Annotated in this window: 23 protein-coding genes and 1 pseudogene; 8 read left to right on the top strand and 16 right to left on the bottom strand. The window is 44.4% G+C overall.

Annotated features, from left to right (window positions below):
• Positions 1–4: 4 nt before the first annotated feature.
• From ACYVUT_RS05345 to ACYVUT_RS05330, 4 genes are all read right to left on the bottom strand, one after another.
• Entirely contained in the window at positions 5–1,777 is a 1,773-nt protein-coding gene (locus ACYVUT_RS05345; protein WP_484501613.1) for a hypothetical protein, read from the bottom strand.
• Positions 1,778–1,909: 132 nt separating this feature from the next.
• Complete coding sequence (locus tag ACYVUT_RS05340; protein ID WP_484501612.1) at positions 1,910–3,673, bottom strand: hypothetical protein; 1,764 nt, start codon at positions 3,671–3,673, stop codon at positions 1,910–1,912.
• 573 nt (positions 3,674–4,246) lie between these two features.
• Complete coding sequence (locus ACYVUT_RS05335; RefSeq protein ID WP_484501611.1) at positions 4,247–5,680, bottom strand: Rib/alpha-like domain-containing protein; 1,434 nt, start codon at positions 5,678–5,680, stop codon at positions 4,247–4,249.
• Between the two features lie 92 nt (positions 5,681–5,772).
• Positions 5,773–6,663, bottom strand: a complete 891-nt coding sequence (locus tag ACYVUT_RS05330; RefSeq protein ID WP_484501610.1) for a LysR family transcriptional regulator — start codon at positions 6,661–6,663, stop codon at positions 5,773–5,775.
• A 135-nt stretch (positions 6,664–6,798) separates the two neighbouring features.
• Between ACYVUT_RS05330 and vprA the strand changes: the two genes are divergently transcribed.
• Positions 6,799–8,253: a vinyl phenol reductase gene (vprA, locus tag ACYVUT_RS05325; RefSeq protein WP_484501609.1), complete on the top strand. Its 1,455-nt coding sequence runs from the start codon at positions 6,799–6,801 to the stop codon at positions 8,251–8,253.
• A 95-nt stretch (positions 8,254–8,348) separates the two neighbouring features.
• Here vprA and ACYVUT_RS05320 read toward each other — a convergent pair whose 3' ends face one another.
• From ACYVUT_RS05320 to ACYVUT_RS05310, 3 genes are all read right to left on the bottom strand, one after another.
• Entirely contained in the window at positions 8,349–8,615 is a 267-nt protein-coding gene (locus ACYVUT_RS05320; RefSeq protein ID WP_439776249.1) for a GNAT family N-acetyltransferase, read from the bottom strand.
• Position 8,616: 1 nt separating this feature from the next.
• Positions 8,617–9,336, bottom strand: a complete 720-nt coding sequence (locus tag ACYVUT_RS05315) for an HAD family hydrolase (protein WP_484501608.1) — start codon at positions 9,334–9,336, stop codon at positions 8,617–8,619.
• Between the two features lie 136 nt (positions 9,337–9,472).
• Positions 9,473–11,080, bottom strand: a complete 1,608-nt coding sequence (locus tag ACYVUT_RS05310; protein ID WP_484501607.1) for an FAD-dependent oxidoreductase — start codon at positions 11,078–11,080, stop codon at positions 9,473–9,475.
• Between the two features lie 118 nt (positions 11,081–11,198).
• Here ACYVUT_RS05310 and ACYVUT_RS05305 point away from each other — a divergent pair, with 118 nt between their 5' ends.
• The 3 genes and pseudogenes from ACYVUT_RS05305 (at position 11,199) to ACYVUT_RS05295 (ending at position 13,185) form a co-directional block, all read left to right on the top strand.
• On the top strand, positions 11,199–12,089 hold the full coding sequence (locus ACYVUT_RS05305; RefSeq protein ID WP_484501606.1) for a LysR family transcriptional regulator: 891 nt from the start codon (positions 11,199–11,201) through the stop codon (positions 12,087–12,089).
• 19 nt (positions 12,090–12,108) lie between these two features.
• Positions 12,109–12,537, top strand: a pseudogene (locus tag ACYVUT_RS05300) (restriction endonuclease subunit S); the annotation flags it as partial.
• A 36-nt stretch (positions 12,538–12,573) separates the two neighbouring features.
• Positions 12,574–13,185 carry a restriction endonuclease subunit S gene (locus ACYVUT_RS05295; protein ID WP_484502046.1) on the top strand — a complete coding sequence of 204 codons (612 nt, stop codon included), beginning with the start codon at positions 12,574–12,576 and terminating at the stop codon, positions 13,183–13,185.
• A 141-nt stretch (positions 13,186–13,326) separates the two neighbouring features.
• On the opposite strand, the gene ACYVUT_RS05290 is transcribed toward ACYVUT_RS05295, so the two are convergent.
• Positions 13,327–13,416: a putative holin-like toxin gene (locus tag ACYVUT_RS05290; protein WP_154549506.1), complete on the bottom strand. Its 90-nt coding sequence runs from the start codon at positions 13,414–13,416 to the stop codon at positions 13,327–13,329.
• Between the two features lie 173 nt (positions 13,417–13,589).
• Here ACYVUT_RS05290 and ACYVUT_RS05285 point away from each other — a divergent pair, with 173 nt between their 5' ends.
• Positions 13,590–14,669 (top strand): restriction endonuclease subunit S, encoded by a 1,080-nt coding sequence (locus tag ACYVUT_RS05285; protein ID WP_484500885.1) that lies wholly within the window; start codon positions 13,590–13,592, stop codon positions 14,667–14,669.
• A gap of 38 nt (positions 14,670–14,707) precedes the next feature.
• Here ACYVUT_RS05285 and ACYVUT_RS05280 read toward each other — a convergent pair whose 3' ends face one another.
• From ACYVUT_RS05280 to ACYVUT_RS05260, 5 genes are all read right to left on the bottom strand, one after another.
• A complete protein-coding gene (locus tag ACYVUT_RS05280; RefSeq protein ID WP_484501605.1) occupies positions 14,708–15,625 on the bottom strand; it encodes a tyrosine-type recombinase/integrase in 918 nt (305 codons plus the stop codon).
• Between the two features lie 41 nt (positions 15,626–15,666).
• Complete coding sequence (locus ACYVUT_RS05275; RefSeq protein WP_484501604.1) at positions 15,667–16,914, bottom strand: restriction endonuclease subunit S; 1,248 nt, start codon at positions 16,912–16,914, stop codon at positions 15,667–15,669.
• Positions 16,914–18,512, bottom strand: a complete 1,599-nt coding sequence (locus ACYVUT_RS05270; RefSeq protein ID WP_484500172.1) for a type I restriction-modification system subunit M — start codon at positions 18,510–18,512, stop codon at positions 16,914–16,916. Before ACYVUT_RS05270 ends, ACYVUT_RS05275 begins: the two co-directional genes overlap by 1 nt.
• Before the next feature lie 13 nt (positions 18,513–18,525).
• Positions 18,526–21,546: a type I restriction endonuclease subunit R, EcoR124 family gene (locus ACYVUT_RS05265; protein WP_484501603.1), complete on the bottom strand. Its 3,021-nt coding sequence runs from the start codon at positions 21,544–21,546 to the stop codon at positions 18,526–18,528.
• A gap of 229 nt (positions 21,547–21,775) precedes the next feature.
• The gene (locus ACYVUT_RS05260) at positions 21,776–22,513 is read right to left on the bottom strand and encodes an SDR family oxidoreductase (protein ID WP_484501602.1); all 738 of its coding nucleotides are present in this window, start codon (positions 22,511–22,513) and stop codon (positions 21,776–21,778) included.
• 107 nt (positions 22,514–22,620) lie between these two features.
• On the opposite strand from ACYVUT_RS05260, the gene ACYVUT_RS05255 reads away from it, so the two are divergent.
• Complete coding sequence (locus ACYVUT_RS05255; RefSeq protein ID WP_484501601.1) at positions 22,621–23,067, top strand: MerR family transcriptional regulator; 447 nt, start codon at positions 22,621–22,623, stop codon at positions 23,065–23,067.
• 248 nt (positions 23,068–23,315) lie between these two features.
• On the opposite strand, the gene ACYVUT_RS05250 is transcribed toward ACYVUT_RS05255, so the two are convergent.
• A complete protein-coding gene (locus ACYVUT_RS05250) occupies positions 23,316–23,639 on the bottom strand; it encodes a Rossmann-fold NAD(P)-binding domain-containing protein (RefSeq protein WP_484500168.1) in 324 nt (107 codons plus the stop codon).
• Between the two features lie 139 nt (positions 23,640–23,778).
• Positions 23,779–23,946: an SDR family NAD(P)-dependent oxidoreductase gene (locus tag ACYVUT_RS05245; protein ID WP_484501600.1), complete on the bottom strand. Its 168-nt coding sequence runs from the start codon at positions 23,944–23,946 to the stop codon at positions 23,779–23,781.
• Positions 23,947–24,154: 208 nt separating this feature from the next.
• On the opposite strand from ACYVUT_RS05245, the gene ACYVUT_RS05240 reads away from it, so the two are divergent.
• On the top strand, positions 24,155–24,826 hold the full coding sequence (locus ACYVUT_RS05240) for an NAD(P)H-binding protein (RefSeq protein WP_484501599.1): 672 nt from the start codon (positions 24,155–24,157) through the stop codon (positions 24,824–24,826).
• Between the two features lie 79 nt (positions 24,827–24,905).
• Positions 24,906–25,301, top strand: coding sequence for a GNAT family N-acetyltransferase (locus ACYVUT_RS05235; protein WP_484500166.1), 396 nt, complete (start codon positions 24,906–24,908; stop codon positions 25,299–25,301).
• A gap of 48 nt (positions 25,302–25,349) precedes the next feature.
• On the opposite strand, the gene ACYVUT_RS05230 is transcribed toward ACYVUT_RS05235, so the two are convergent.
• On the bottom strand, positions 25,350–26,117 hold the full coding sequence (locus ACYVUT_RS05230) for a hypothetical protein (protein ID WP_484500165.1): 768 nt from the start codon (positions 26,115–26,117) through the stop codon (positions 25,350–25,352).
• Between the last annotated feature and the right edge of the window lie 69 nt (positions 26,118–26,186).

Raw genomic sequence — 26,186 nt, 5'->3', positions numbered from 1 at the left:
CAGGTTATTCTGGATCTTTGTGATTTTTCAATTTATTCAAGACCATGTCAAGCATTTCTTCCTTGTATGCCTGGTAACCCATAGCATCAGAGTTCGCTTTCCATTCGTCACTTGTCCATCCCTTGAGCGTATAATAGTGCCGGTTTTGGTCATAGTTGCTTATCAAATCAACTATCTTATCTTCAACATCTGGGCTAACCTCCTTACCACCATTGGTCAGTAGTTGATTCCACTCTTTACTTGGAATCGGATCAACCGATTGTAAGCCGCACTTGCAAGTCCAGATAATATTGTTAACGATCTTTTTGGCAAGTTCCTTGCTTTCGAGACTAACAATTTTTTCGTCCTTGCTGCCTAATTGAGTAAAGTAAGCCAGCAAATCTAATTCTTCTTGTACTTGCTGCTGGTCTGTAAAAGTCAAGATATCCTTTGGCAACCAGTAATATTTTGCATATTCACTATAGTAGATATTGTAGATTCCTTCTAGTGAATGCAAGCCTTTCGGACCTAATACGTCGGCGTTGACGAGTACTCGGTCCAAAGGAGAATTTTCCCGGTTGCGGAAAAGGTCATGCTGTTCAAAAACGTAGTAAGGCACGTCCTCTCTCCGAACAAGTTCAGCAAACTTAGTAAGTTCTTCCTTTTTGATAGTTGGGTAAGAGTTTTTATCCTTTAGTTCTTGATAAATCTGCTTGATGCTGTCGATCGTAATTACACCATATAAATTGGCGGCTGACTGGAATAATTTATGTAGAAAATCCAGCTTTTCGCTATCAAAGCCAGCATCAGCATAGCGCTTCTTCATGGTTTTATCGAGCAAGCGCTTAGGATAGCTGACTTTTTTAACGGTCTTATCTACCGGCTGATCATTGCTAATTAGGTCCATTAGCAAATTGCTGAGTATGTATTCCTTATTATCAAGATCATGCACTTGATCTAAGAAGCTGAATGAATCGTCATCCAAATCATCCAAATCATCATCGTCTACGGAGAAATCAATTTTACTGATCTCTTCCTTTGGGATCCCCATCATCTGTCCATAAGTGTAACCGCCCATCCCCCAACAAGGAAGGTCATATAGTGCCCGATCCATCAAGGTGCAGATTTCTGCAAAAGTGTGCTTGCCATAGTCGAAATGATAAGTATTGGAGAGTTCATCTAATTCTTCAGCAGCAGCATTCAAATCTCCTTGACTTGTTTGGTAGGCGTATTGTATAAAGGCAATTATCTCATATAAAGCAGTGTCACCAAAACGAATTTGGCTAGGCGCCTTATTAAGGGGCATTCCTGAAGACTTCAATTCTGACAAAGCCTTTTTTAAAGCTTTCTCATCTTCAGTTTCTTCATGTTTGGCAAAGTCGCGGAGGTCGTTAGGAGTTAGGTAGAACTTGCTACTGAATTCGCAGAGATTCATGTAGACGTACCAGATACCCTGAAGGCTATTTTCTTTCCAAGCAATTTGTTCATGAACCAAAAGCGGGCTGGTTAAGGGGATGCCGGAATCATTGCAATACTTGTTAATAGCTTCTGCACTAAAAAGATAGAAATCAACATCCATGTTAGTTTCTGTGATTTCGCCGAAGCTGACGAATTGGTCAAATGTGATTTCTGGGTAGGCCTGGTTCTGCTTTTTGATGTCTTTGTACAAGCCGTACAAATCCTCAAGGGAGATGATCCCGTATGCATTAATTGCGCCAGCATAGAACTGGAGAAGGAAATCCATCGACTCCTCTGACAGGCCGGTTTTCTTGAGTTTATTGATTACTGATTTTCGCATGGTCAATCTTCCCCTTTTTTTAAAAAATCGTTGCTAGGTCTAAAGATATTCTACACGATTTGGCGTGGGAATGTGGCACGTTGGGATTTGTGGGACAAAAATAATCCAGTCCGGGAATGGACTGGATTAGGTTTATTCGTGATCTTTGTGCTTTTTGATCATGTCCAGAAGAATCTGCATGGCCTTAATTTTTTGGATTTGATCACCTTGGATGTCTGGATTGGAATTCCACTCATCTGTTGTCCAACCCTTGAGAACATAAAGATGCCGGTTCTTGTCATAGTTATGGATCAGGTCGAGGATCTTATTTTCAACCTCTTTGTTAAGTGGCTTGCCGCCATTAGCTAGCAGCTGGAGGAACTCCTCTTTAGGAATTGGGTCAGCATCTTCAAGTCCGCCCTTGCTCGTCCAGAGGAAGTGGTCAACGATCTTTCTGGCCAAATTTTTGCTTTCCAGGCTGACAATCTTGGCATCCCTGCTCCCTAATTGGGTAAAGTAAGCCAGCATGTCCAGCTCTTCTTTCTCCTGCTGGTGACCGGAATAAGCCAACATATCTTCCGGTTCCCAGTATACATTCGCGTACTCGCTGAAGTAGACATTGTAGACGCCTTCTAGTGATTTTAGGCCATCTGGACCCAGCAGGTCTTCATTCACAAGTATCCGTTCAAATTCGGAGTCGATCCCGTTTTTAAAAAGCTCATGCTGTTCAAAAACATAGTAAGGCACTTTTTCCCGGCGAACCAGTTCAGCAAATGCGATAAATTCATCGTCGCTGATGTCAGGGTAATGATTTTTACCCTTAATATCTTCGTAGATTTGAGCAAGGTCAACGAGTTCGATTACACCGTAGAGGTTGACAGCAGCTTGGAAGAATTTGTGCAAGAAGTCCAGCTTTTCTTCGTCAAAGCCAGCATCCGCATACCGCTTCTTCATAGTCTTATCGAGCAGACGCTTAGGGTAGCTGGCTTTTTTGCGCATTTTGGCGTGTGGGTGGGTATCACTGGCTAGGTCCAACAGCAACTGGCCAAGTTGCTGACCGGAATCAGCTGAGTCGTCGTCTTCATCAAATTCAAAAAGGTTGTCATCATCTTTATAGAAAGAATCGTCGTAAAAATCATTCTCTGTGATGTCTTCCTTTGGGATCCCCATCATCTCCCCATATGTGTAGCCGCCAAGTCCCCAGCAAGGGAGGTCATAAAGTGCCCTCTTCATCAGCGTGCAGATTTCCTTGAAAGTGTGCTTGCCATAGTCAAGCCGGTAAAATAAGGAGAGATTTTCAAATTCTTCAGAAGCTGCTTCTAAATTGCCTGGGCTGGTTTGGTAGGCATAGGTTACTAACTTAGTGATTTCGTTTAGGCCAGTGTCGTTTGGATAGATCTGGCTTTCCACTTCATCAAGCGGTTTGCCAAAAGCCTTCAGCTCTGCCAGAACTTTTTGAAATGCCCGGTCGTCGGCTGTTTCCTTGTGCTCAGCAAAGTCGCGGAGGTCATTAGGAGTCAAGTAGAACTTGCTGCTGTATTCGCAGAGGTTCATGTAGAGATACCAGATTTCATGAATACTGTCTTCTTTCCAGGCGACACTTTCATGAACCAATAGTGGGCTGGTTAAAGGGATGCCGGAATCATTGCAGTACTTGTTTATGATTTCTGGACTAAAAATAGCGTAATGTTCAAGCAATTTACTGCCTGTGACTTCGCCGAAAGTGAGGAATTGGTCAAATGTGATTTCCGGGTAGTCATGGTTCTGCCTTTTGATGTCTTTGTACAAGCCGTACAGGTCTTCAAGGGAGATGATCCCGTATGCATTAACCGCGCCGGTATAGAACTGGAGAAGGAAATCTATCGACTCCTCTGACAGGCCGATTTTCTTGAGTTTAGTGATTGCTGATTTTTGCATGGTCAAGCTCCCCTTTTTGTAAAAAACGAAATTGTATCTAAGGCTATTTTACCCGATTTGGAGTAGGAATGTAGCACGCTGGGATTTGTGAGACAAAAATAATCCAGTCCGAAAGTGGACTGAATTATTGGGATTATTTCACGTTAACGATGAAGTTGTCGGTGTCGTAGCGACTACCGTCTGGGAAGTTGACAGTCAAAGAGGTTTCATACTTCCCTGGATCGAATGTATCTGTAGTTCCCAAAGAACCATGGAAGTATATACAGTACCCTTAGGTAATGCAGAAGCATTAGTTAAAAAGAAACTTGAAAACTGTATAATTTTGTTCTCTCACATATTATTAGATCATTACACACCTCACTTTTTGTCCTAAATGCTGTATTTGTCAAATTAGTTTTTTACAAAAAATCATCTATTGTATGCAGAGTGATTTTATTAGTCTTAATGCTTGTCCCAGCGCCAATTATAGCCAAATTAGCAAATATCTAGAAAAAGAAAAAAGTATGATCCCGAATAGATATCGGATCATACTTTAACAAGCTTAACTAATTTGCCAAACTCATTACACCACTATTATTTCTTCTTGTGTGCGGCTTTCAAAGACTTCTGGTAAGCCGTATAAGTCTTTTCCAATTGCTGATTGACTTTCTTGATTTCTTTCACCTTAGCGTTAGCTTCGTCATATGCTGCTTTACTGCTGTTCGCATTTTCTTGCGCAGCATTGATCTCAGACTTATCAGCTTGGGTTTGTTCATAAGATGCCTTTGCCGTATTCATAGGCGGCTCGTAAGACGCAACATAACCGTTAAGCGCAGTTTCAAACTCATCAACGCTCACTTGCGTCCCCGATTCGCTAGTTAAAATCTTTTCTCTGCCAAAATCTGCCGCGCTTGTCTCCGTACTTTGATCAAGAACCAAACCAACATACTCATAATCGCCCATGCAGTTCGTATAGTGGCCAGTCACACCACTGCCGTGAGCATCATAAATCGCCTTTTCTTCAGTATACCAGCCAGTTAATGGATCACTGTAGCCCCAAGCCAAATTCTCAGCACGGGAAGCATATACTTTCGTAGGAGCATTCCTAAAATATGTATGATTCTTCGTGCTATCTGAGATAAAACCAGAGATGCTTGCGTAGATCATGAGGTCATAGTCGATCCCTAAGGCATTATGATTAGAAAAATTATTATCTGATGCGCGGAGACTGTTAAGCTCCTTGATCAAAGTAACATCTTTCTTCAAATTGCTCGTGGACAGGAAGCTCTTGACTGAATCATCCAGTCCATTAACGTAGCCTGACAATGCAGCAACATTTGCCATGCCAGTTTTAGAATCTTGGTAAAAGTTAGGCGTTGCCTTGCTCATGACAAAGTCATAGCCGGCTGCTTCATAAACCCGTGAAGCTTCATCATAGCTGGCTTTAGCGGCTGCAACCTTGTAATTGTATCTATCTACAGCATCTGTGTAGGCCTGGTTTGCATTATCTAAACGCGCCTTCTTTTGGCTCAGATCGTTTTGCGCGGCTTCTAATGAACCCAGCTCTGCAGCTTGCTTCTTGTACTTTTCATAAGTAGCCTTAGCTGGATTATATGCCGCCTTCTTCGCGGTTATCTTAATCTTGACATTCTTGACCTTGTCTTTAGACTTGTCAGGATAAGTCACGATCACGCTAACCGTGTAAGTACCAGCCTTCTTCAAGTTAGGTGCTGGTGAAAAAGTATACTTGCTCTTAGCCGGCAGCTTGCTGGCATTAGTGATGACGCTCTTGGCTGACAGCTTGCTGCCTGCCTTGACAGTTACGCTCTTAGCCTTTGGCGCGTATTTTTGCGCGTTTGTCTTCTTTACTGCCTTCTTCTTAACTTTTTTTGCCTTTTTCTTTGTACTCTTCTTAGTCGCCTTCTTGGCCGCCAGAGCGGTTGGAGCAGTTCCAACAGCTGGTGCCGCGGCACCTAAAAGAGCTAATGCAACTGAAACCTTGCTAATAGCTTTCAGCTTCTTGTCCACGGTTTTATCCTCCCACATGTTATTAGATAATCACACACTTTAATTCTTTACTTGAAAGCCCTTTTTGTCAAATAGCTTTTTCCTCACGATTACTAAAAGAAGGCCAGCAGCTTCTTAATCATTGAAAGCTTGTCGCTATGCCGATTATAGATGACTTTGATCCTGTACCGGCTCCTCTCCTGCATCCCCGCCAATGGTAAATAACTTATATGCTCCCGATCCGTCAGCACATACTCATACAATCCCTTAGGATAAAAAGCCACCGCCTTGTTCAAAGACACCAGCATCTGCATCTGTTCAATATTGGAAATGTGCGCGCAGCTGGCCTGATACTCCTCTGGCAGAGTCGACAAAAAAGCCTGCCGCAGATAATGCGAGTTCTCCTCCGGCATGTAGTACAGAACCGGCAGGCTGCCAATCTCCGTAAGGGGAAATTCCTCTAACTTGCTTAACGGGTTCAAATCGCTGACGCCCATGATCATCTCATTTTCATACACGTCCGCGCTGGCTAAATCTGGCTCAGTAATCACTAGGCCCGGATCCCCGTAATCAAGCACCGTCGCCAGATCCACCAGGCCATTGGCAATATCGCTCAGCAAGTGGTCGATACTTTCATGCACTATGCTCAGCTGCACTTTTTCATCTAAAAAGTCATACAACTTCTCCCTCAGCAAAGCCCCGTCAAATGGCGAAAAATAGCCGCAGATCAGCCGCTGCTTGGTCGTTGACTCGTAGCGCAAAGCATTAACGTTCACGCTAAACTTCTGCAGCATGTTTCTGACATATATGTAAAAGTCCCTACCAACCGGAGTGACAAAAATCTTGTTCTTCTCCCGGTCAAAGAGTTTCAACCCCAGCTCATCTTCCAGCTTCTTCATCATCTGCGATACCGCTCTTTGCGAAACATAATCGCTCTCTGCTGCCTTCTGGAAGCTGCCCGCTTCAACTACCTTGCAGAACATCTTCAGCTTTTCAAAATCCATCGTCTCACCTTTTCAAAAATTCACCCGAACTATCCGCTTCGCCTGTGCAAGCGTTTGCTCTCTATTAATCTACCCTAAAAGCCTATATAGTTTCAAGTGTAAGTAATAGCAAGCAAGTTTTGTAAGGAGAAAATCATGACGATTGCAGCTAAAGACAAGTATGATGTAGTAGTAGTTGGTTCGGGCGCGGCAGGCCAAGCCGCTGCCTTGACCGCCCAGGAAAACGGCGCCAGCGTCCTCTTATTGGAAAAGGGCCGCACTACTGGTGGCAGCGCCAACTACAGCGAAGGGATCTTCGCCGTTGGCTCCTATCTGCAAAAGGAAAAAGGGATCGAAGTCTCTGGTACTGACGTTTTGAAGGAAGAAGTCGAATATTCCAAGTACAAGGCTGACTCCAGAATCTGGCGCAAGTACGTTGACGCCAGCGCGGAAAACGTTCAATGGCTGGCTGACGAAGGCGTTGTTTTTGAACGGGTTCAAGCAATGGGTGCCGGTGAAGCAACTTGGCACATCTATGAAGGCTTCGGCTATGGCGCCATCCACAAAGCCCTGGAACCGAAATTCCTCAAGCTGGGCGGGGAACTTTTAACCTCCACCGCGGCTGTTGCCTTGAAGCTGAACGAAGACGGCAGCAAGACCATCACCTTAAGAAACGAAGCTGATGGCACTACTGAAGACGTTACAGCCAAGGTTGTCGTTTTGGCAGCTGGCGGCTACCTCAACAACAAGGAAATGATGGCTGAGGAAACCGACTATGACTTGAGCCGGATGATCCCTGTTTCAAGCGGCAAGGGTACTGGTGACGGCCTTCGCCTTGGCTGGAGCGTCGGGGGCCGCAAGTACGGCACTGGCATGGCCATGCTCTTTGGCGGCTACTTGGATGACCCAGACCAGCCTTACTTCAAGATGATGTCCAGCCAGATGAACGTCGCTGCCGGCCAGCAGCCTCTTCTCTGGGTCAACGAAGATGGTGAACGTTTCGTCGACGAATCCGTCATCTACAACTTCAGCTACGCTGGCAATGCTCTCTACACCCAAAATGAAGTCTACAGCATTTTGGACACCGGCGTGATTGAAAAGATGGCTAAGGACGGCAACTACATGGGTCTGGGCGTTTACGTTGAACGCGGACAAAAGATGGACAAGCTGGCTGACGAAATTGACCAAGCTGTAGCTGACAAGAAGCCATTCATCTTCAAGGCAGACACGATTGAAGAACTGGCTGAAAAGACCGGCCTGCCAAAGGGACAATTGACTGAAACTATCGCCCGCTACAACGGCTTTGCCGCTAACGGTGAAGACGAGGACTTCGGCAAGGATGCTGACTACCTGGTTGCTGTCGAAAAAGGCCCATTCTACGCCTTCAAGCTGAACATCGGCGCCTTCTGCACCATGGGCGGTTTAAAGGTCAACGTCAACAATGAAGTTGAAGACGAAAAGGGCAAGGTTATCCCTGGCCTTTACGCGGCCGGCAACGACGCTAGCGGCCTGACCGGCGACACTTACGGCCCGAACATGCCTGGTACCTGCGCCGGCTACGCCTTCTACTCCGGCAGAAACGCTGCCCTTGACGCACAAAAATATCTGTAAGCAAATAAAAAGACTGCCTTTGGCAGTCTTTTTTCGTGCAGTAATACTTGCATCCCTTCCCCTAAAAATCTGCAGAAGGGATGCTTTTATCTTGCTTAATGCAAATCCTCGTATCCTGGCTTGGTCAACACCTTAGCCGCGTATGAGCAGGTTGCCCGCAGTCTGACGCCTTTTTCCCGGGCGGCAGCAACAACGGTATCAACCAGCTTCCGGCCCAGGCCTTGTCCGCCATAAGCTGAGTCTACCTTAGTCGTCGTGATGATCCAGTGATCACCTTTGTCTTCATAAACACATTGGCCAATCAGCTTGCCGTCGTCATAAACCGCGGCACGCTTTTGGTCCCCTTCAAACTTGATTTCCATCTTATTCACCTAAAATTGCTTCTTCTAGCTCTTCAGCCGAATTTACGATCACAGTTGCCCCATGCTTTTGCAAAAATGGCACGCTTCTAAAGCCCCAATTTACCGCGATTTCATCCATTTCAGAATTCTGTGCAGTCTGGATATCGATTTCAGAGTCGCCAATGTAGACGCACTTGTCTCTTGGCACCCCCAAGACCTTGACGCATTCCGCAGTCATGTCCGGAGCCGGCTTGCGGCGGATCCCGCTTCTTTCACCCAGGGCAAAGTCAAAGCTGCCAGGGAAAAGTTCTTCGACCAGGACTTGAACGGCTTCATTTGGCTTGTTGGAGACAACAGCCAGCTTGACTCCCTTTTGGCGGAGATTTTTCATCAAATCCAAAATGCCTGGGAAGGGACCAGTCTTTATCTGGCAGTGATCAGCGTAATAAGGCTTGAAAACTTCCAGGACCCGGTTAACCTCTGCTTGGGTAACGGCTTCCGGGATCTGCTCATCCTTGGTCCCAAAGGCAACCAGGCTCTCCCGGCTGCTGCCAGCTTCATAGGCCAGGGCCCGGGTGACCGCCACCACAACCCCGCTGCCAAAGAAATTCTTGATGTCTTCAACCGTAAAGTTATGCCGGTGGCCAGTCTTTTCAAATGTATAGTTCAATGCGCTTGTTAAGTCAGCGCTCGTGTCTAAGATAGTGCCGTCCATGTCAAAAATCGCGGCTTCATATTTCATCAGTTTCACCTCGCTTTCATTATACCATCTGGCGGAAAAAATAGGCCTGCCCGTATAGAGCAGACCAAAAAGCTGCATCCATCAAAATGATAGATGCAGCTTGGGTAGCATTTATAGAACTGTTTGAATTAGCTTATTAGATGTGGCTTGCCCCGCTAGCCGCATCAACGTGCGCTTTTTGATCTTCGGACTTCTTTGGTTCATCTGCTTTCAATCCAGCAGCAAATTGACCAGCCAGGCGGCCAAAGGTGTGCGCGTGGCTGGCAGCCAAGCCCGGAACCCGGTCATTGTAGCTGCCCCAAAAGAAGCCACCGGCATCGTTACCTGCCGCATACAAGCCTGGAATTGGGTCATGCTTTTCATCTAAAACTTCCATCTTAGTGTTGATTCTGAGTCCGTCAAAAGTACAGAGGATGCGGCCACCCAGGATGCAGCCATAGTAAGGCTTCTTCTTGATTGGCGTAATCCGGTAAGCCTCCTTGCCAAATTCTTTGTCTTGGTGGTCGATTACGGCTTGGTTGTTGTTAGCAACAGCTTCTTTCAGCTTGTCAGCTGGCAGATTTAATTTCTCAGCTAATTCTTCCAAAGTATCAGCCTTTACGACCAGACCATCCTTGACATGTTGTTCAGTGTCAGCGATAAAAGCTTCCTTATCCTTCATATAGCCTGGGAAACCGTAGCGGGCGCAGCCTAGCATGTGGACTTTTTCCAGAGTTTCAGCGTAATCATCGTCCCAAATCATGGCGTACAGGTAACCAGGTTCCTTAGCGGCGGCGTTGACGATGAATTGATAAGGAACAGATTCGTTAGCGAAGCGTTCACCGCGCAGGTTAACCTTAAGGAATGGGTATGAACCGATCCAGAGCCAGTGGTCGTAAGTCGCGGTTTGGTAGTACATGTCTTCCGTCTTTTTGCCAACTGGTACCAAGCCGCGGTCAAAAATCGTTTCAGCTGGTTCTTCATCGCGGATAGCGCCGACGTTCAAGGCTGAAGTAATCCCTGCCCCGTTTGAGCGAGGTGAATCATTGTAGACGTTCTTCTTCAAAGACAGTGGATTCCATTCCTTAAGTAGGTCAACGTTGGCTGAGTAGCCGCCGGTTGTCAGGATAACGCCCTTCTTTGCTTTAATTTGGTAGTATTCGTCCTTTACCAAGTCCTTCACCAATGCTCCAGTTACCCGGCCAGCTTCTTTGATCAAGTTGACCAAGATAGTTTCAAAGCGGAGGTCTACCCCATGTTCTTCTTGGTATTCCAGGAACCAGTCACCATATGAGGTAAAACTTTGGTCGTCAAAAGTCGGATCGTTTTCGGTTGGGAAAGCCTGGTAGGCCTTATTGGTCACCATGGCATCAGCTTCAGCTCTAAGGTGGGCACCATGTGGCTTGAGGACCTTTTCTTCCAGCCAGTCCAAGGTTGCACCGCTGTTGTCAGCCCAGGTTTCCAAAAGGCGCTGGTCCACGTTGTGCTGAGCAAAAGCTGCCAGGCTTTCAACCAGTTCTTGCTTGTTGATGGTCACACCGGCGGCTTTTTGCGCCCGGGAGTCAACACCGGCCAAACCAACCCGCATCAGGTTAATAGTCTTTTCCTTTTCAATCAAGATGGTGTTGGCGCCAGCTTCTTTAGCGGCAGCGGCGGCTTCCATCCCTGCATTGCCCGCGCCCACAACTAGGACGTCCGTTTCAACAGTATATGCAGCAGATGCATCAACGTCTAATTGATCAACATTGTCATAGATCTTAGTCATTATTTTTTCTCCTTTTTATCAACTGTACCGCTTTCAACTATTAATTTATCATGCAATAATTGAGTTGAGAAATATCAAGTCGGTATCGGTTATACCGGAAATGCATAAGGAGACAGAAATGGACTTGAGACAGCTGGAAGTTTTTATCAATTTGGCGGAGAGCCTGAACTACTCAAAGACCGCGGAAAACCTGCACCTCTCCCAGCCAGCGGTCAGCCGGATCATTCAGCGGGTGGAAGACGAAGTAGGCGTCACCCTTTTTTACCGCAACCACCGGGAAGTGCAGCTGACCAAAAACGGAAAAATATTTTATGAGGACAGTAAGAGCCTGGTCAACAGCTACAACAAGGCCCTGCAGCGGACGAGAAATTCTTATAACCGCGAGCAGAGCAACTTAACGATTGGTATTACGGATACCCCGCTGGAGCAGGCAATTCTGCCGGGGATGATCAAAGCTTTTCACCGGGAATGCCCAGACTGCAAGATCTTTCTGGAAGGATTTGATCATAACCTGCTAAAGCACCACTTGCTCAACCACGACAGTGATGTGATTTTTACGACTCACGACGATATCGCTGATCAGGTTGAGGTGAACTACTACCAGCTTTTTAGTGGACACTTTGTGTCACTCGTACCTGCAGACCATCATTTAAGTGACAGAGAGGAACTTAACCTTGATGATTTGTCAGGAGAAAAGATATTACTGATGGACAACAACTGGTGTCCGCCAGAGCAGCTCAAGCTGCAAGAGACGATTCGGAAAAATGTTGATGACCTGGACATAAGCTACGTTAACGACGTTGAGATCGTCAGCCTGATGGTCAAGGCTGGCTTAGGGATCACCGTGATGCCAAGTTTTGTGGCGATTGAAAAAGCCGATGAGATCAAGGCGGTAAAGTTGAACTTCCCTGCCCCGTTGGACTATGGCCTGGTTTGCCGGAAAGATGAAGCAGATCCCCTAGTCCTCGCCTTCTGCCAAGTGATGCAGGAGCAGGCGGAAGGGATGTAATTTTGCTTGGGAGCAGTGTAAGTTGGGGGATGTAGCAAAGATAAATTCCGGAAAGGATTATAAAGGGCTACAACCAGGCAAAATACCAGTTTATGGCACAGGTGGTTATATGTTGAGTGTTAATGACAAATTATCTGATGTTGATGCAATTGGTATAGGCCGCAAAGGGACGATTGACAAGCCGTATTATTTAAATGCGCCTTTTTGGACTGTTGATACACTGTTTTATGTAACATCTCGTGGAACCGTTGATATTAGCTTTATGTTTCCTCTATTCAAAAATATTAATTGGAAAAGATATGACGAATCAACCGGGGTACCAAGCCTTTCAAAAAATACCATTGAAAAGATAAGAGTTAGCTTCCCTCAAAATAATGAGCAAGTTAAGATTGGTGATCTCTTTCAAAAGATAACTCTAACCATCACTTTACATGAGGAAAAGAAACGCCAACTTGAGCACCTTAAAAGCGCTTTATTGCAGAAGATGTTCGCTAATAAGAGCGAGTATCCCGCTATTCGGTTTGAAGGATTTAGTGACGAATGGGAGCAAGCAAAATTTGGAGAGATAACCAAAAAATATAAAATCCGAAATAAGCAAGGACGAATATTAAAAAGCTTCTCTGTATCTAATTCAAATGGATTCGTTCCTCATGAACTGCAATTCGAAAATGGTGGGTATGCATTAAATGCGGATAAAACAAATTCAATAATTGTTAAGCCAAATTCATTTGCATATAATCCAGCAAGAATTAACGTTGGATCAATTGGATATTATAATGGCGATAAGGATATTCTCGTCAGTTCACTATACGAAGTATTTACACTACGTGAGGGATTTGATTCAAAGTATATGTGGTATTGGATTAAAAGCAACAATTTTGACCGGTGGATATATCGTCTTCAAGAGGGTAGCGTTCGATCATATTTCTACTATGATAAATTTTCTGAGATAAAAGAAGTACTTCCCACCTTAGATGAGCAGAAAAAAATTGGTCAATTGCTCTCAAAACTAGATTCAGTCATTAATGTACATGATAGAGCACTATATTTGCTGAAAATGATAAAACAATCTTTACTCCAAAAAATGTTTATCTGAGCCAAATATGCTATAATAGTAAAAGAAAAGAGAGTCTTGTTGGCGCAAGACTCTCTCATAGATGGCCCGCTTCAAAGGCGGTGACAGTATTAGAACAAATTAGTCGTCCCTAACTGTGCAAAGTTAAGAGGGACGACTTTTTTACTTGCCATGCTTATCAACATAAGTCAACAAAGCAATAACGAACATTCCAAAAGTGAGCATCAAGCTCAGCGCTTCGTATACGCTCATGACTACCTTACCTTTACAATAATTCTCCATGGAACCACCTCCAGGATTCAGATAGTCACCGCCCTTAAAACTTGCCTCTTAGATTATATCAGATTTCCACAAGTCACTCATTCTAAATTTAGTCAGTTATTTAATGGGAGCAGTGTAAGTTGGGGGATGTGTGTGTGATTACGATGGGTCAATCTCCAAACTCTAATAATTACACAGATAATCCAAAGGATCACATTCTTGTTCAAGGAAATGCTGATATGAAGGATGGGCAGGTATATCCTAGAATTTGGACTACAGAGATAACAAAAACTGCAAACAAAGGCGATTTGATCTTAACCGTTAGAGCTCCTGTAGGTGATGTAGGGAAAACAGTCTATGATGTAGTTATCGGTCGTGGAGTAGCTGCCATCCAAGGCAATGAATTTATTTTTCAGCTACTCAAACGGATGAAAGCAATAGGTTATTGGACCAAATATAGCACCGGCTCAACATTTGAGAGCATTAATTCATCAGAAATAAATAATGCGGTAATGCATTCCCCTAAGAAGCATGAGCAAATTGAGGTTGGGAACGTACTCTCATATTTAGATCAAACTATCACTTTACATGAGGAAAAGAAACGCCAACTTGAGCGTCTTAAAAGCGCTTTACTGCAGAAGATATTCGCTGATGAGAATGGATATCCGTCTGTTAGGTTTAGAGAATTTAGTGGTGAGTGGCAACTGAAAAAATTTAAAGAAGTATATGCGAAGTCAAATGAAAAGAACACTAAATATGGTGTACAAGACATTATTTCCGTTGCAAATATGCACTACAACAAAAATGCATCAATAAGGAGTATAGAATACTTAAAAACATATAACGTTTTTAAAATTGGAGATATTGCATTTGAAGGAAATAAAAGTAGTAGATTTTCACATGGAAGATTTGTTGAAAATACAATAGGAGATGGGATTGTATCACATGTTTTTGATGTCTTTAGGCCAATCGATAAACACGACTTGCAATTCATGAAATATTATATAAATTGTGAATATGTCATGGGGCCAATTATGGTACGAGTAACAAAAGCTTCTACAATGATGACAAACCTTGTAGCAAAGGATTTTCTAAATGAATCTATGCGCATTCCTTCTATTTCAGAGCAAGAACACATTGGGCGCTTACTTGAATGTCTTAATAAACTGATCACTATGCATCAGAATAAGTTAAATAATCTAAAAACACTTAAAAATTCACTTCTCCAAAAAATGTTCATATAATTTAAAAGGATAGCGACACCAAGCCGCTATCCTTTTCCTTACAGCGCAGCCAAGTGCTGCATAATTTTGGTATTATCTTTGTTCTCAAGTTCTTGAATAATGTGCAGGTAAGTTTGCTGTGTTGTCGTCATATCTGCATGCCCTAAACGCTTTGCAACACTTGCAATGGAAACCCCAGCAAACAATAGTAAGGAAGCATGGGTGTGGCGCAGCCCGTGTACAGAGATAACGGGGATATTTAACTCCTCACAGTTCTTCTTCAGTAAATTGTTAACAGTTGAATTAAAGACACGTTTTTGGGCAAATATTGGCTCACCATTAGGAAAATCTTGAATAACTTGGTTCAGCTGCATAGCAAGCTTCCAATCGATGGGAACTTTTCTAACGGATGACGAATTCTTCGTCGGCTTGAAACTCCCCGTATAGCTCTTGTAATCCCATGTCTTATCTACGTTGATCGTTTGCTGCTCTAAATCTATGTCTTCTTTAGTGAGCCCTAAAGCTTCGCTAAATCGCAAGCCTGTTTTAGCAATCAAAAGGATCATCCAATCAAAATTTGGAAAAGTTGACAGATCTAAGTGACGAAGTAACAACTTCAATTCGAATTCATTCAAATACTTTGCCTTCTTTTCGGAAGGCTCCTTTCCTTTAACCACGATTTTTCTTGTTGGATCTCTCTGAATATAGCCTTCGTCATACGCATCCAGCAACATAGCCTTCAGTTGATGGTGAAAATCCATTACTGTTGCTTTCTCATGAGTTTGAGCAAAAGTATTTAAGATTTGCTGATATTCAAGTCTTGTAGTATCGATTAATTTTAGATTAGGCGCAATTTCTTGTAAATGGCGATGAGATAGCCAGTACTTATCTAGAGTCCTTTCTCGAACTGCTCCATCCTTGTATACCTCAATCCATTGGGCAAAATAATCATGTAGTAAAATTTGTTTCCTACGCATAAAAAACTCCTTAGCAAATATCTTGCTAGGGAGATTTTAGATTAGATGAACATGTTTTGCAGTAGAGATTGCTTGATTGAATTCAATCTGTTTATTTTTTTCTGATAGAGACTAATCAAGTAATCTAGCTGATGAATGCACAATCCAATTTCTCTTTGTTCCACTTGATTAGATGGCAGTATTATAGGGGTTTTCTTTCCGCTTTCAATAGTGTATGTCACGACAGTCCCCGTACCCGCAGATGCTTTGATAAAGTTTCGTATATTTTTCGAGGAAAAAGAATAATATAAGAAATAGCCATTTATTGTATTGTTATTCTTAAACCAAATTATATTACCATCTTTAAAATATATAGGGATTTCATTTTTTATTAGCATTGGGATACCAATAGTTCCAACTCCAGTAACAAGAAGGTCTCCCCTATGAACCTTTCCGGAGAGCATAGAATATTTAATATAGGTTTTTTTATCTATATAAAGTCTCTTATCAATTTTTTCGTGTTTAAACTCTGCAACAATATCGCGTGCTCTTAAGAATCTAACTCCCGAGTTTTGCCAATCCGATTGATGTATTCTTTTTACTGAGCCAACATCCATTAGATTACCCAACTCTGTTTGTTTCCAAGCAGTATTATATCTTCTAAACCGAACAGCGGGATACCCACTCTTATCAGCGAACATCTTCTGTAATAAAACGCTTTTAAGACGCTCAAGTTGGCGTTTCTTTTCCTCATGTAAAGTGATGGTGCGATCTAGCTTTTGAAAGGCTAAAGCAAGTTTGTGTTGTTCTTCTAGCGTTGGCACCTTAATTGGCATAGACATGAATGTAGAATCTTTGATCGCAAATCTATCTGCTCTTGCGCCAGTATCACCATTTTGATACATAAATCTATGCCAAGTTGTAGTTTGGAATAGTGTTTCTAAGAAAGACTCATCAATATCGTGCACCGTAAAAACTAAGTATAACGGCGACATTATGCCGGTCTCATGCAATTTATTTCGATTTATTGGACCAAACTTTGCTTGATTAGAAATACGCGGATTATATACAAAATAATTCTTTCTAACTACATAGTAGCCTGAAATATTGCTTGAATTAGCAATATCTTTATCAAAAAAATCGCGTTGTTTAACGATGCCATATTCAGCAGAATTAGTTAAAACCGTGGAGTATTTGTTGTCCGTGTTCTTCTCATACGATTTTTTTGAAATATCGGATAACTTACACTGCTCCCAATCGTCAGTAAAGCCTTTAAACCGCAGTTTAGGAGCCTTTTTTTCGTCTTTCATTAGTGAATTTCCTCCTCAAAATCTTCGATGATGCTCTGCAATCCTGCCATGATATCATCGTCACTTGAAGTCAATTCCTTAAGCATCCCTACCAATTCTTTCTCGTTTTCATTGATCTGTTGGTCAATATCCCGCAACTCCTTAGCCACGTCTCGCAGATCAATTTCTGGTTCTGGCTCAAAAGTGTCAACGTAACGAGGAATGTTCAAGTTGAAGTCATTTTCTTTGATCTCATCAAAACTTGCTAAGTGAGCATACTTCTCAACATCTGCAGGCCGTTCTTCATAGGTCTTCAAGATCTTATCAATGTCTTCTTGCCGCAGCTTGTTCTGAGTCTTAACTTTCTCAAACTCCTTAGATGCGTCAATAAACAGCACGCTCCGATCCTGCTTGTCCTTCTTAAGAACGACAATAGTGGTCGGGATGCCAGTTGAGTAGAACAAGTTTGCGGGCAAACCGATTACTGCATCGATTGCGCCCTCTTCAAGCAACTTTTGCCGGATCTTTCCTTCCGCCGCACCACGGAAAAGAATCCCGTGCGGCAGAACAATAGCCATTGCCCCGCTATGCTTCAAGTGGTAGAAGCCGTGAAGCAAGAAAGCATAGTCAGCCTTTGACTTTGGCGGCAAAACACCATACTTAGAGAACCGTGGGTCATCCAAGAAGCCCTTGTCCGCGCTCCATTTAAGTGAATATGGCGGGTTCATGACAACTGAATCGAAATTGGTAGTTTCTTCAGCTGGCCAATCCTCGTCTAACGTATCCCCGTTTCTCAACTTCTGGTTTGCTAAATCAACGTGGTGCAGGATCATGTTCATTCTAGCCAAGTTAAAGGTTGACGTGTTGATTTCCTGCCCGTAGTAAGTAATTCTTGATGAGTTTGGAACGTACTTTCTAAAGTTCAGCAGCAATGAACCTGACCCCATTGCCGGGTCGTAAACGCTCATCCCGGAAGAGTAATCCTTACCTACCAAAGTCAAACGTGCCAAAAGTTCTGACACTTCTTGCGGAGTATAGAATTCGCCGGCCTTCTTACCTGATTCTGAAGCAAATTGACTGATCAAGTATTCGTAAGCATCTCCCAAGGTATCACCAGGTGTCTTAACCAGTTCTAATTTGCCGATCGCCTTAATCACTCCGGCAATTGTATCTGTCTGCTTTTGCAAGTTTTGTCCCAGCCGCTTTGAATACAGGTCATAGTCGTCAAACAAGCCTTCAAAACTGCTGCCTTGACTTTCCAGCTTGTTAAAGGCATCCCCTAACTGATTGAGTTGGAAGCTGCCATCGTTGGCATTATCTAAGATCTTGGTGTATGTGTACTCCGGTTCGATCAAATATCCAAGCTCGTCTTTAACCTCTTCTAGGAGGTCTTCTTCTTCAAGATTTTCCTCATAGATTTTCTGGGCTTCGTCTAAAGTAACATCGTCTTCACCAGCATCTTCTGCGAGCTTGTACAGTTGCTGGTCGGAAAGATATTTATAGAAAACAGTCCCCAAAAGATAGTTCTTATACTCATTGGCATCCATCTTTGAACGCAAGACGTCTGCAGCCGCAAATAAACCACTCTGCAAGCTAACTGTTGAATTTTCTTCTGCCATATTCTTCTTCCTTCTATGCTTCTCTGTTAATCAACGGGCCAATCTTATCTACATAGTATTGCTTGGCCTGTTCGCGAACTTCACTCTTCCAACGGTAGGGCTTATTTAAGTCAGAATCCGGATTGTCATTCAAGTAGTCGACGAAACGTTCCTTGTCCAAAAGGTCGTTCATCCCTTTTTGCTTGTTTCCCTTTAACTTAGGGTCATAGTTAGCCATAACGTACCGGAACTGGTCGTAGTCAACCTTGTACTTATCAGCAAACTCACGCATGATTGATTGCAATTCCTGGTCAATCAAGGACTCAAGGAGCTCATCGACTTGCTTGCCAGCGTATTTAGCCGGATCCTGCAAAATCTGCTGCCAGAGCTTCCGCATGATCTCTGCCAAGAGCTCGTTTGTCTTTGCCAATTCATCAATGTGACCATTGATTTCCTTGACTGTTTCTGGCGAAATTTCATTGCCGCTAGCTTCTTCTTGAGTGTCAGAGCTTTCTGGCAAGAATGCCTGGATCAAGTTCATGATATAGCGCTCATCGATTTCCTTTTGTCCGAATGATTCAAGTTCGTATTCATCATCGATGTCATCATTTTGATCAGGATCATTATCTGGGTCTTTCCGCAGATCATCCAGAATGTCCTCGTAAACTCCCCGCATGGCTTCCCAATCATCTGGTGTAATGTCGCTCACACCTAATTGCATCAAGCCTTCTTCGGTATCTAATTCATCATAGGTCTTGATTGCAGCCAAAGCCTTGTCAAATTCTTGGAAAGCTTTAACGAATTTCTTCTTTTCTTCCTTGGGAGCATCATAAATTGAGGGTCCATCTACATCGAAGCTGTACATGTCAATTTTAGACCGGGCTGATACGTAGCTTTCCTTTGATTCTTCCCAGCTTGGAGCAACCGCGTACTTCTCCCCACCATTAGAATATAGGACAATCGCATCATCAATCTTCTCACTAAAGGTCTTTGGATACTGGTAAGTTACGATTTGCCCCCAAGTCTTGTCTTTATCAAAAATCCGGTTGGTTCTAGAAAAGGCCTGGATCATGTCCTGCGGACTCATCGGCGGCCGGTCAATGTACAAAGTCGACAAACTTGGTGAGTCAAAGCCGGTCAGCAAACGGTTAACAACTATCACTAGGTCTAAACGTTGGCTATCAGCTTGGTATTGAGCCTTCTTGCGTGCCAACCGGGCGTTAACGTTTTGATTGTACTGATCCAGCTCGGCCATCGAGAAGTTCGTACCATAAACGGCGTTGTAGTCCGCAAGTGACTGCTTCATCTCATCCTGCACGGATTCTGAATCATCTTCGTTTTCACTAACCGAATAAGTAATAGCGATCTTTGGGAAGTCTGGTGCCACCTTCTTGATTCGTTCTGGAATCTTAAATTCTTCGTCTTCCCCATCGATGATTTTCTTGAAGATACGGTAGTACTTCTGGGCTTGCTCAATTGACGAAGTCGTTAAAATAGCTGAGTATTTCTTGCCAGAAATAAGGCCCTGCTTGCGGTACGCCGCTTTAATTACTGCTGTCGCAACTGAATGCATATGGGCCTTGGACCGGTAAATCTGGTCCATCTTCTTGGTATCTTCTTCGTTCCCATCTTCGTTGCTTCCACCTTGATTATCGATGGAGAAGCCCAAAACCATCTTGTCTCTAATTGCATCCCCGATCGTATACTTGTGCAGGACTGGCCCATACAATTCTTCCGTCGTTCGCGCGTCTTGACCATTCTTTGCCCGGGCATTCTCGTTAAAAATCGGTGTGCCAGTAAAGCCGTACCACAATGGTTTGCGGTTAAAGAATTTATCAATCTCCCGCTTTTGGCTAGGAGTGATCGTCCGGTGGCATTCATCGACAATAAACGCCAGCCGCATGTTCTTCAAGCTCTCATATCGTTTAGGCAGTTGATCTAATTCCTCAATCCGCTTAAACATATTCTGCATCTTCTGCCGGGTTGTAACCACTACAGTCCGGTCCCCATCCGTCAACTGGTCAGCCAAGTCATAACTGTTGCTGGTTTCATTGACACTGATCGTGTCGTTGTTGGCATAGATCTTAAAAGCAGTCGTGGTCTGCGTATCCAGGTCTTTACGATCGATTAAGAAGATGGACTTGTCAATTGATGGAATCTGCAATAAGTTCCGTGCCACCTTATAGGAAGTTAAAGTCTTACCAGAACCTGTTGTGTGCCAAACATAGCCTGACTGGCTTTCCCGGGATGCCTTAAAAATAGCTTGAATTGCATGTATCTGGTAAGGACGCAATAAAATAACGCTCTTATTTTCACTGTCTAAAACCACGTAGTCAGCAATCATGTGGTGAGCAGCAGGAATCGACAAAACATCTTGCGCGAAGCTTAAGTAGTCGTCAACCCGCTGGTTATTTTCATCAACCCAGGCAGTCAAAAATTTCGAGTTCAAGTTTTGACCTGCAGAAATATATCTTGTTTGCGTGCCGTTAGTTACCACAAACATTTCAACAAAGCTGTAAATATCGGTAAACTGCCCCTCATCGATATACTTTTGAATCTGGTTAAATGCCTTCTTATATGAAACATTCGGCGCCTTTAATTCAATATGGATCACTGGCAACCCGTTGATCAACAAGCTTACGTCAAGGCGTCGGTCTTGGTTAAGGGCGGTTTTCTTTTGCAGCTGCACTTGGTGGACGACCTCATAAACAGAGTTGCCCCCGGCAATGTTTGTGTTGTCTAGAATGAGCAAATCCGCATCCGGTATTGAGGAGTCTTCTCTCTTTAAGTGGTAACGGACCTGCCGGTTTGCCCCAACCATAAATTCCGTGGCCCGGTAAAAAGTCGGTTTTACGATCGCCGTTCTTACCGTCAGCTTTTCGTTAGCCGTCAACGGGTGATCATGCAACTGGTCTTTATTGTTTGACTCTAAGATGTTAAAAAAGTTCTCCCATAGTTGATCTACAGATCGTAAATCGTCACGGAACTTCCATTGATGAACATCTTGTGTTAATTGCGCAATCAATCTATCTTCCAGCTGTGCTTCAACAGTCATGTTTTCCTCTTCCCTCAGCATCATCATTACTAAGATGCCTGTTTTTTATCTATAAATACTATTTTATCTTTTTCTTTAAGCAAGTGATAGTATTATAGAAAAATCAAGCTACTAAGCGCTTGCATAACGCACAAAATTACGCCAAAAAAGGCCTGACTCCTAGCAGGAATCAAGCCTTTTTCAGTAACTGTTCGATGTTCATGCATCCAGTCCAACAACTGAATTGATTTTACAAAACCTGGGCAGTCGGGCGAAGCAGGATTTCGTTGATTGCCGTGTGCTCTGGCATATTGACCGCAAAGGCAATTGAGTCAGCAACCGATTTTGCGGGAATAGCCGTGCTTGCGTAAAAGACATCCATCCCCTTGCGCTGCTCTGGATCGGTGACGTGCTGCGGCAATTCAGTGTCAACCGCGCCCGGAGCAATCAGCGTCACGCGGATGTTGCTGCCGGCAGTAGCTTCTTCCTGGCGCAGTGATTCTGACAAGGCTCTGACGCCAAACTTGGTTGCCGCGTACACGCCGCCTGCCGGAGTAGGAATGTGAGAGGAAACAGAGCCAATATTGATAATCTGGCCTGACTGCTGCTTTCTCATAACTGGCAAGGCCGCGTGAATGCCGTACAGTGTCCCCTTAAGGTTGACGTCAATCATTGCCTCCCATTCGTCTGTCTTGCCCTTGGCCAGCTCAGACAGTGGCATCAAACCGGCACAGTTGATCCAGACGTCGATTCTGCCATAAGTCGCGACCGTCTTGCTGCCCAAGGCAAGAACTTCGTCCATCTTTGCAACGTCAGTCAGCACGTAAATGGCTTCTCCGCCAGCTGCCTTGATCTCGTCTGCCAGCTTTTGCAGCCGGTCCTCCCGGCGGGCAGCAAGCACGACCTTGTTGCCTTGCTCGGCCAGTACCTTCGCGCTGGCTTCACCAATCCCGCTGGACGCGCCCGTAATTACGATAACTTTGCTCATCTGATTTGCCTCCTGAAAAAATTGATTATATCTCTTGCATTTCATCTAAATAGAATATAACATTGAAGTTAACTCTAAAGTCAAACTTTTTTAGGAGATTTTTTCTTATGGGATACACAATCAAAGAAGTTTCCAAAATGACCGGGATCCCGTCAACGACCCTGCGTTATTATGACAAAGAGGGCCTGCTCCCCAACCTGGAGAGACGCGAATCCGGTTACCGGGTCTTCAACGAATCCGACCTGACCATGCTGCAGATCGTCGACTGCCTGAAAAGCACCGGCATGCCAATCAAGGACATCAAGCAGTTCTCTAAGTGGGCTCAAGAGGGCGACTCATCCCTGCAAGAGCGCTACGATCTCTTCCTCAAGCGCAAGGAGGTCGTTGAAGAGCAGATTGCCGACCTGCAGAAAACCCTGGACGTGATCAACCACAAGTGCGCCTACTACAAGAGCGCGGTGGAGGCCGGCACGGAAAAAGAGCTGATGAAGCACGACAAATTGCCGCATGCCGACGAGTTCCTGTGCCAAAACTATGAATCTGGCCAAGAGTAATTTTTTCAATCAAAAAGAGCCTGACTTCCATTAACGGAAATCAAGCTCTTTTTAATACCATAAAGTCTGGTAGACTTTGGTTATCTACGTTGATAAATACGATCAAGTTCAACGATCTGTTATGTCAATTACCGGCATCCCACCTTCATAACCAGGTGCCTGGTGCCTAACGTCTGATGTATTACACCTTGACCGTCAAAAACAGCACTGAAAAAAGGTCATGGCCAAGTATCATCCGAAATATTAGCCTAAAAGTCGGTGCTTTCAGCCAAGTCCCGCCAATTGGCAATTTCTTCCGCCCGGTCGGCCAGCTTCCTCTGGGCAAGCTCAATCATGCCTTTGCCTAAGATCAAGACCTTCGGCTTTTCTGTCAATTGACTGGCTTGGTATATTGCTTTACCCGCCTTAGCCGGATCACCCGGCTGATCGTGCGGGTGCTCGCGCAAGAATTCCCGACTGGCCTCGGCGGTTTTGGTATAAGCTGGATTTTCTTCATCTGGGTCGCCGCTGGCGGCTACTCTGAACTCCGTTCTGAAGGCTCCCGGCTCGACGATCATCGCGTCAATGCCCAAAGGCTTAACTTGTTCTCTTGCTCACTGCTTCTTTCAACTGAGCCGAAATGACCTCTCCCAGCGTTATTGACTAAAACGTCAATTTTGTCAAAGCGCCGCAAAGCTGCTTCTATTGCAGCATCTCACTGGCTTTTGTCAGTTAATTCCAAACTGCAGGCCAAAACCTGACTTGGATAGCGGTCCGCAAAATCTGCCAGCCTTCTTCGCTTCTAGAGGTAAGAACCGCATTATTTCCTGCCTCTAGAACAGCCTCTGCGATTCCCCGGCCCAAGCCAGTTGAAGCACCGGTAATCAGCCATGTTTTCATGTAATCACGCCTTTCTTTTTCTATTAGATTAATAGATTTGCCTCTGTAAGTACATTGCAATAACCGTATTGAACCATACGTCTGAAACATCCCAAAGCTATGTTCCACTCGCATACCATCTTGCACATTGAGCATTTTTCAAAAAGCTTGCGCCCCGCTATCATAAAAGCATCAAGAGAATCCGACAAGCAGAAAGGAAAAAATAAACATGAAGTTACTGATTTTGGCTGCTAACGGCCAAATTGCCCGCATCGTTGAAGAAAGAATTTTGACTGAAGACAAGTTCAAAGATGTCGACCTGGTCTTATTCCTGCGCCGGGCCAGCCGCCTGCAAAGCTTGAAGGACCGCTACCCAGACCGGGTAACTCTGATTGATGGTGACTTGAACAACAAGCAGGACGTAGTTGACGCTGCTAAGGGCTGTGATATGATCTTCTCAGCTGTCGTTGACCATGACGATGCCGGTAACAATCGCCCAACCAAAAACATCATTGCTGCCGCCAAGCAAAACGGCATCAGCCGGGTAATTGAAACCAGCCTGCTCGGCCTGTACGATGAAGTTCCTGGTGAATTCGGCAAGTGGAACCGGGACTTCTGCTTTGGCGGCAACCCAGAAGGCAGTTCTCCAGTAAATGCTGACCAGCTTTTAGAAGAATCTGGCCTTGACTACACCACTCTACGCCTGCCATGGCTGAACGACCGGCCAGAAGTTAAGTACTCCATCACCCACCGGCACGACAAGTTCGTCGGCGTTTCCGGCTCAAGACGAAGCATCGCTGACGTAGTCTTGAAGATCGTGGCTGATCCGACTTTCGGCAGCCGGGACAGCCTGGGGATCGCTGACCCAGATACTGACGGTTTAACCCGCCCTGTATATTAAGAAGAATAGGCCTGCTTAACCAGCAGACCTATTTTTTCGTCTTTCCTTTTGCTAAAATCTAAAAAAGGAGGCAGACAAGATGGAAATCAAGAAAAGCAGCAGGCAAGTCAACGAGAAAGTGCACCAGATGCTGCAAGAATACAATGCTCAGTTCATGGAGGATTCGGGTGACTACAGCTTTTACATCGAAGAGGATGGAAAAATTGCTGCGGGCATTGTTGCCAGTGCTGTTTTTGATACGGTTGAAATCGACTATCTTTGTGTGGCAGAGGCATACCGAGGCCATGGCTACGGCGAGCAGATGCTCAATAAGGTAGAAAAAGTGGCCGCGGCAAAGCAAATCAAACGCATCATCCTTAACACCTACAGCTTTCAAGCACCAAATTTTTACAAGAAGATGGGCTACAAAGAGCTGTTCAAAATCGCCCCAGCCTTCAACGAGTATGACCAATACTTCTTTATCAAGGAGCTTTAAGCAGAAAAATGGTGATCCATTCTGGACCACCATTTTCTTTTTGCATTGCTACATCCCATACCCAATCACTTTTTCTTCAACTTCCCTAATGACATCTTCCGGAATGTCAGCAACGGCAATACGGTAGACTTGATTTAGGCGGGGATTGTAAATGCCAAGATACTTGATGCTTTGAAATTCCGGATGAACCGAATGCAGACCCATCCGCCAGTACATGAGCAATTGCAGAGTGTGCTCTTTTTGCACTTTCCTCTTCGATACCTTAAAGTCCCAAAGGGTGTCAGCCGTAGTAAAGTCGCCATCACCCGTTCTTACCGTATTTGTATAGCCACCTTCAAAAGTAAATCCATCCAGAACTTTTGGGCCATAGAGCTCAAGAAAATGCAGTGAGCGTTCAACCATCGTCCTCACGTTCTGAATCGTTGCTTGATCCGGCTTGAACTCGCTAACCGGCTTATAACCAAAGCCAGCCCGGTAACCAACATCAAATCCGGTGAGCGTAATAGCATTCGCAATCGAGATATCATCCAGTCCTTTCACTTCTGCCAGCAATTTTGTGGCTAAAGCATCTTCTCCAAGATTATGTGCTCCTAGCAGCGAAATTTCGAAAGCTTCTGGCCCACTTGCTCCCGACATAAAGCGGGTCAGATAATCGACAGCTAAACCAACCAGGTTTGGACTGATGTTTTCGACCGGATTCAGCGCCTCAATACCTGGGCCCAAAGACTCTGCCTTAAGCTCTTTCGGGTTGATATACCCTCCCCTTGGCTGCTTCACATTTTTTGTTCGCTGAGTTACGGAATATCCCCCGTTCATGGTCCCTCCCCCTTTTCTAATATCTTATCATTATCAAAAAATGGTGGAGTCCGAATCAGATCGAACTTC

This window comes from Lactobacillus sp. WILCCON 0059, from assembly GCF_057197985.1.
Note: the sequence above shows the minus strand (reverse complement) of the source record. Positions and strands in the feature narration are given on the sequence as shown.